At 42.7% G+C, this 7720-nt stretch carries 5 protein-coding genes and 1 pseudogene; 2 read left to right on the top strand and 4 right to left on the bottom strand.

From position 1 onward, the window contains the following. Positions 1-1118: 1118 nt before the first annotated feature. Positions 1119-1760, bottom strand: a complete 642-nt coding sequence (locus JCM14108_RS13185) for an SDR family oxidoreductase (RefSeq protein ID WP_035181399.1) — start codon at positions 1758-1760, stop codon at positions 1119-1121. Between the two features lie 125 nt (positions 1761-1885). On the opposite strand from JCM14108_RS13185, the gene dhaS reads away from it, so the two are divergent. Continuing rightward, positions 1886-2476, top strand: a complete 591-nt coding sequence (gene dhaS, locus JCM14108_RS13180) for a dihydroxyacetone kinase transcriptional activator DhaS (RefSeq protein WP_035181397.1) — start codon at positions 1886-1888, stop codon at positions 2474-2476. Between the two features lie 393 nt (positions 2477-2869). Here dhaS and JCM14108_RS13175 read toward each other — a convergent pair whose 3' ends face one another. Beyond that, positions 2870-3697, bottom strand: coding sequence for an aldo/keto reductase (locus tag JCM14108_RS13175; protein WP_035181396.1), 828 nt, complete (start codon positions 3695-3697; stop codon positions 2870-2872). 197 nt (positions 3698-3894) lie between these two features. Here JCM14108_RS13175 and JCM14108_RS13170 point away from each other — a divergent pair. Continuing rightward, positions 3895-6107 (top strand): annotated as a pseudogene (locus JCM14108_RS13170) (alpha-galactosidase). 61 nt (positions 6108-6168) lie between these two features. Here JCM14108_RS13170 and JCM14108_RS15650 read toward each other — a convergent pair. Both JCM14108_RS15650 and JCM14108_RS15645 read right to left on the bottom strand, forming a co-directional pair. After that, positions 6169-7014 carry a hypothetical protein gene (locus JCM14108_RS15650; RefSeq protein ID WP_237745842.1) on the bottom strand — a complete coding sequence of 282 codons (846 nt, stop codon included), beginning with the start codon at positions 7012-7014 and terminating at the stop codon, positions 6169-6171. Then, positions 6966-7496 (bottom strand): hypothetical protein, encoded by a 531-nt coding sequence (locus JCM14108_RS15645; protein ID WP_237745841.1) that lies wholly within the window; start codon positions 7494-7496, stop codon positions 6966-6968. Before JCM14108_RS15645 ends, JCM14108_RS15650 begins: the two co-directional genes overlap by 49 nt. Between the last annotated feature and the right edge of the window lie 224 nt (positions 7497-7720).

Here is a 7720-nt window from a genome sequence, read left to right as displayed (position 1 = left end):
CAAGCCTGAGATCTCATTTTTAATTCCAACACCTCACTAAGAGTTGGTGCTTCGTGTTATTGTGGATATTATCCATCAGTACATTCGCTGAGAAGAGAACAGATACCTATCCATAAGAAAAGGCCCTGTGTTCACAAGGCCTTGAGGGAAGAGTTTTCATTTTATATATTGAAGGGTTATCTATCATAAAGTTAGTTAAGAAATCGTTTGAATTTTTTGATTATTTGAGGGGTGAGTCATTTGGATGCACTAGGCGGCATCTTGTAACCAGTCAACTACCATCGCATCACTCCTTTCAATGTCTTCGTTGGCGTGTTCAGGTTTCAGCTCTCGAACTGAATTAACCCAAGTCAGGTACCTGCCGCTTTAATTAGTAACAGCTCCACACAACCAAGCGGCTATTTTTTCCAGCCTTCCAATCGTATTTAAACTTTGATTTTATTCGTCTTTTAACGGCCAATGTCATTAATAAACCATCCTTTCGTTAATTTCCGGGTAATTTTAACAGTCAACTTTTAGTTAACCGTTTATCGATTGTCTATAATATATAACCTTTAGCTTAATTGAAACTTAAATATAAATTATTTTTGGCTTTCTAGAAATAATTGTTGCTTGTGCTGCCATTGCTACTTGATATTGAATACTTTAGCTGGTTCAACTTAATTCAAACTTAAATTAGGACGATTTCACAAAACGATTTTAAATTCGATCACTTAAACGTATAAAAACCGTGCTCAGCCACTTTCAGGATTATGGCAAACACGGCTTTTTTAACCAATAGAAAAAGGCCCCGCTTTTGCAGGACCAACTTAAGGGAAAATGTAACTAGGGTGTGTATTCGTTAGAAAGTATTGGTATTAGTAATTATCTGGGGCGAGTTATTATATCGGGTATCTAACTGTCCATTGCATTTTCCTAAATATTCAGAGCGGGGGTATTAAGGGTTTATCATCTTCAAATACATTTTCGCTTGGAGTAGGGGTATCATCAGAAGAAATCATTTGCTTAAACACCCTGAATATTTAATGTCTAAAGAATATCGTTTCTACCTTAACTCAACCTTAAAATCCTTAAATTTCAAAAAATTGTCCCAGATACTATCTTTTCACCAACTAAAATTAATAAAATGATGGCTTGTCACCATCCGTATTCGGCTGGTTGACACCGACCGAATGCCGAATTTCTTTGCTGGGATCATCAATCAGGCGCACGATAAAGTCCGCAACACTTTTGCGGGAAACTTCAGTTCCTTTAAATGGTTCTCCTTTTTCGGTTGTCTCATAGCTAATAAGATCCTTATTGGACAACCAAGCCGGTCGAATCAGCGTATAATTTAAGTCAGAAGCTTCAATAACTTTAGCCGCAGCTGAGTAGGTTTCCAAATACCCACCATCCAGCATTTGATGATTCCACTTACCAAAATTACCGGGGACCTCGTCATAAATCCCTAACGTGGAAATCCAAATTAAGCGCTTTACGCCGGTATTATCCATTGCATTGACAACCGACTTCGCCTGCTGTTCAATATTCTTCCCGGCCAAGTTTGCGTACACAATGTGAGTGCCAACCATCGCCTTTTGAAGCGCTGCCGGGTCGGTAGCATCCCCTTCCACCACCGTTTCACGCTTGGAATCTGCCGGTGCTAACCGCTTCGCATTTCGTAAAAATAGCGTTAAATGATGGTTTGTCCGGGCCAAAAGTTCTTTTTCCGCTAATCGGGCAATTTTTCCATTTGCGCCAAGAATTAAAACTGTTGCCATTAATGACACGCTTCCTTTCTAAAATTGATTACATACCCAATAATAGCCAGAAAAAATGGCAATAAAACGGACAACTAGGCGCAATTGTCCGCTAATCGCGTTATAACATCATAGGAGGGCCTAAAATGATTTCAAAGACCAAATTAAAAATCGCCAAAGCCACTAAGCAATTGGTAATTTCTCAGCCGTTTGAATCGATCTCAGTCACAAATATCATGGTGACTGCCAATTTAAGACGCCAAACATTCTACGACTATTTCCACGATAAGTACGCTGTTCTCGATTGGATCTATACAACCGAAATTAATGAAGCCGTCAAATACTGTAACACCTATCGTTATTGGCCACAAACGCTTTTGAAGATGATGACCTACTTTGAAAATAATCGCCTGTTTTATCAGAAAGTGATTATCCTTGATCAACAAAATGCCCCGGAAAATGTCATCGCCAACCACCTTCGCCAAATGATCGGCAACATCTTTACCGATCTTAGCCAAAAAGAACAGTTGCCGATCAGCAATGATTATTGTAACTTTCTCCAAGCACTCTTAAGCCGAACGCTTTTAGCTGAATTAAAGCGCTTTTTACAGCCCGGCAGTCCAATCAACCTTCATGATGAAGTTACCAACTTACGTCATTATTTGGATGACGGTATTAACGGCATGCTGCTGCGAACCAGACGGATTGATTCTTATCGTCATTCAGCCGATTTGTGAGGTTGTCGATTTCAGAATAACTTGGATTGTTTTTGCTTTTCGGCACCTTAGCCGAAACGTGCTCCACAAGACTGACCCCGGCCATATAAGCCCCGACGCTTTTTCGGCAACCAAGCCGAAACGTGTGAAAAGAAACAGCCTCCGGCCATATAAAACGCCTTACCAAATATTCCAAAAACCGAAATATCTGGCCGTTTCAGGCATCCCAGCCGAAACGTGCTCCACAAGACTGATCCCGGCCATATAAGCCCCAACACTTTTTCGGCAACCGAGCCGAAACGTGTGAAAAGAAACAGCTTCCGGCCATATAAAACGCCTTACCAAATATTCCAAAAACCGAAATATCTGGTAAGGCGCTTTATATTCTGGAAGCTAACCGTTTCTTTTCACACTCTACCCAAAGTCACTCCCACTCAGATTATCCAAACGCTGCATATCTTCCGGGCTGATTTCGAAATCTAATTGGGTATTGTTTTTGATATGGGCCTCACTGACCGCCTTCGGTAATGGCAAAACACCGTTCTGCAGGACAAATTTGATTGCCAATTGGGCAACACTAACGCCGTACTTGGTAGCCAAATCCTGAATATCCTGGTTTTCGAACAGTGCTCCGGTTGCCAATGGCGAATAAGCCTCCACCAAAATACCGTTATCCTTGGTAAACTTGGTGATTTGCGGCTCCGTATAGCCGGCAAAGTACCGAATCTGATTAACAGCCGGCTTAACATCGGCCACCTCTAAGATATTTTGTAAATCGTGTACGTTAAAGTTCGAAACACCAATTGCTTTGGCTTTACCACTGTTATAGATATCTTGCATTGCCTGCCAAACTTCGCGGTTAGCCTCATCATATTCAGTTGATCCCCGTTGCGCCCACGGCCACGGCGCATGAATCAGATACAAATCCAAATAGGAAAAATCAAGTGCTTTCATCGTAGACTGAAAATCTTCGATGACGCCATCATAGGTTTTAGTTTCCGCTGGTAATTTAGAGGTTACAAAAACATTCTCCCGATCAACATCGGAATCAAAAATCGCTTGGCCGACACTTTCTTCATTTCGGTAAGCTTTAGCCGTATCAATGTGACGGTACCCCGCTTTTAAAGCCACGGTTACCGCGTCATAAGTCGGTTGGCCGCCTGGAATCTGCCAGGTGCCAAAACCAACCTTGGGAATTTGAATTCCGTTATTCAATGGATATGTTTCAGTTAGAATTGACATGATGATGCCTCCTCGAATTGTATTAGCGTAGTTATATTATGGAACTTAATTTTAAAAAACGCTAGAAATTGATATTTCAAAATTTTTAGTTGAGTTTAGTATTGAAAACGGTTACCTTAGAGATGTAACCAATTTTAACAGGCAGATGACTGATATTTATCGTCACGCATATGCCCAATTTTGAAAGGATGGCTCCTATGACAATTCACGTTAATGAAGCAAATCTGATTTTCCACCTTCAAACTGATCACACCAGTTATATTTTTCAAATTATGGAAAACGGTGAAGCCGGTCAAATTTACTATGGCCGTAAAATTCACGTTCAACCAGCATATCAAAATCTCACTTCAAAAGAATGGCGGGATGACAATCCCTCTTTAAGCGAAGCCGCTCCTAATTTTCAACCGGCAGCAATCAAAGCCGAATATTCAAGTCTTGGAAAGGGTGATTTCCGATATCCCGCTTTCCAAATTACTCAAAAAAATGGCAGTCGAATTACTGAACTGCAATATGACCATTATCAATTATCAGCCGGTAAAAAGCGTTTGGCCGGCCTACCGTCAACCTTTGATGATACGGATGACGATGCTCAAACGCTGATTATTTCTTTTAAGGATCAGATTACCGGCTTAACAGTTGATCTGAATTATAGTCTTTTTCCACACCAAGATGTCATCGTCAGAAGTACCACTTTCACCAACCCAAGTTCGGAAAAATTGGTAATTGACCGGGCGCTTAGCTCTCAGCTGGATCTGCCAGACGATAATTACGATCTGATTCAATTTTCCGGTACCTGGGCCAAGGAACGGCATCTGTATCGAAATCATTTACGTCCCGGTATTCAGAGTATCAGCAGCCTGCGAACATCATCCAGTCACCAGCAAAATCCATTCATGATACTGGTGCGACCAGAAACTACCGATCAACAAGGGGCTGCTTTTGGCTTCAATCTTGTTTATTCAGGAAATTTTTTGGATTCGATTGAAGTTGATCAATATAATACCAGTCGCATTTTAACCGGGATTAATCCGGATGAATTTGGCTGGCAGCTTGGACCAGGCGCATCATTTCAGACACCGGAAGCGTCTTAAGTTATACAAGTAACGGCATGAATCAGCTTTCCCAGCAGTTGGCCGATTTTTACAGTCAACACTTGGTTAATCCCCGGTTTACCCATCAGGATCGCCCAATTCTGATCAATAATTGGGAGGCCACTTATTTTGATTTCGACGAAGCCAAGCTGATGACAATCGTCAATCAGGCCCACCAACTCGGCATTGAAATGTTTGTTCTGGATGACGGGTGGTTTGGTCATCGGGATGATGATACAACTTCTTTGGGTGATTGGTTTGTAGATAAAAAGAAGTTTCCAAACGGGATCGAACATTTCAGCCAACAGGTACACGAGCTTGGCATGAAATTCGGACTTTGGTTTGAACCGGAAATGATTTCAATCGACAGTGACCTTTATCGAAAACATCCCGACTGGATGATCCACGATCCAAAATCAACGCCAACCCCCGGACGTCATCAATTTGTCCTCGATATGACCCGGCAGGACGTGATTGACTACCTATATGATCGAATAAGTCACATGATCGAATCAGCCAAGTTAGACTACATCAAATGGGACATGAACCGCCACATTACCGAAATGTTCAGCTCACAATTAACTGCGGCCCAGCAATTGGAAATGCCGCACCGCTATATCCTGGGCGTTTACCAGCTCTACGATCGCCTGACCAAAGCCTATCCCGACGTTCTTTTCGAGTCCTGCGCTTCCGGCGGCGGTCGCTTTGACCTTGGGTTAATGTACTACGCACCTCAAGCCTGGACCAGTGATGATACCGACGCTGCTGAACGTATGTTGATTCAGTTTGGGACCTCCTATGGTTATCCACAATCAATGATGGGCGCCCACGTTTCTGCTGTTCCAAATGATCAGGTTGGCCGTGTTACATCGCTAAAAACCCGTGGCGCCGTTGCCTTATTCGGTGATTTTGGCTACGAGTTGGACATTACGAAAATGTCGCCGACTGAGCTTACCCAAATTAAAGAACAGGTTGCCTTTTACAAGCAACACCGTCATCTGCTTCAATTCGGTAAATTCTATCGGCTTGACAGTCCCTTTGTCGGCAAGGGCAACGTTATTAGTTGGCAGGTGGTCAGTAATGATCAAAAGCAGGCAATCGCAGCCCGCTATCAGTTATTAAATCAGCCTAATCCACCTTACACCCGCTTTTACTTCACCGGACTTGATCCGGACCGGGAATATCGGGTTAACGATGATTCCGAAACCTATTACGGTGACGAATTAATGAACGCCGGCTATTTTGTACCGACTATCAAGCCGAATGGTGAAACGTCTCAAGACTTCAATGCCCAACTTTTCATTGTCAAAGCAGTTTAAATCCATTTTAACTAAAAAACGGCCTCCGATTTGGATGCCGTTTTTGCTTAACGAATTATTATTAAGAAAGCGGGTTGGCTTTGTAATAAAGCTTAACCGTATCGCCGTACTTGGCATTGGCGTTTGCCTGCTTTGTCTTTGTTGCGTCAAAATTCCATGTTGGTGTCAAAAGCTTGCCGCCAATATTAACCGCGTTACCTGTCAAGGTAGCCAGGTTACCGGTCTTAAAGACGTTATTATCAAAGACCGAAGCCGGGAGTTGACCCTGCGTCGAACTTGTAAACACCGCCTTGTCAGTATCATTAAAGACCGGATAAATGCCTTCAACCAATGACGAGCTCGAAATCGGTTGGCCGCTGTCGGAATCATAATAGCTCAATTGAGATGTGTAGCTTTGGACTTTTTGATCAACATAAACGGTGTAATTACTACCAACCGTTACATTGGCAACCGGGTTATTCGGCTGACTCTTGCTGATCGTATAACCAGATGGTACATTCTTATTAGCCGCATCGGTCAACGCAGCCGGATTGGTTAAGATATCGCCTAATTTAGCACCATTTGTCAATTTGGCACCGGACTTCAAGTCGCTGTTTTGAATAATCCAGTTATAAGTCTGGCCGACTTGTTGACCACCTGCATTCAGATAAACAATTTGAATACTATTATCCTTGGTAGGCGTTGTTGTTGGTGTCGTTGGCGTAGATGGTTGCGTTGTTGGTGCAGTCAAGCCACCGGCAAATACCCAACCGGTAACCGCCGAATTATTATCATCAGTTACCTGATAATATAACCAGCCTTCACGGGTCTTGGTTGCGGCACCCGTAATTGTAAAGGTGTCACCACTCTTATAGCCGCTCATATCAGCTGGTTGGGCTTTGTATTGGCTCCACTTTGGATTAACCAAAGTGAGTTCTTGGCAACGTTGGTTAACGTATAACCCTTGGTAACTGAAGGCAGGCTGGCCTGGGTCATTGTGTTAGCTGATGAAATACCGCCGCCAAAAGCAGATGTTGATTGACCGCCGTAAATCCAACCTCTCAGATTACCGTTAAAGGAAACTACCTTGTAGTAAACGGATCCCCGGTTGGTGGTTGCCACCCGGTAAGCCCGGAAATATTGCTGCGAACTGTTTGAGCTGCCATATTGTGCTAGTGTTGCTTTTCCGGCAACCACCCGGGCACCACGCAGCGTTCCTGCTTTTGTATATAAAGCATTGGTGCCGTTGGTTGCCACGTTACGGGTTGTTGGGTCGGTCGTTAACGTTGAATTTGACGTTACTGTCGCGTAGGTTTTGGCACTCGCGTTAGTTGCAGCAAAACCAGTTGCCGCAACCATTGACAAGGCTGCCAAGCCGACATATAACGACTTCTTTGTATTTAGTTTCATAATTAATATACCCCCAAGATATAATTACACGACACTTCTTGCCGCACCTTTAATGTACCACTTTGTTGAAAAAACAGTTATTTTTAAGCTCAAATTTAATCGAACGGTCGTTTTGTTGCTATAAACTTAATACTTTCGTAACTTATTGTTGGTACTATTTAACAAAATATAGCTATTATTTTTCGTCCATTTCAACCTGAGAAATAAAAAAAGATTGAAGCCTG

Origin of the sequence: Lentilactobacillus farraginis DSM 18382 = JCM 14108, from assembly GCF_000583655.1 — a bacterium.
Classification (GTDB): domain Bacteria; phylum Bacillota; class Bacilli; order Lactobacillales; family Lactobacillaceae; genus Lentilactobacillus; species Lentilactobacillus farraginis.
The sequence above is the reverse complement of the archived record's forward strand: the minus strand, read 5'-3'. Positions and strand labels throughout refer to the sequence as shown.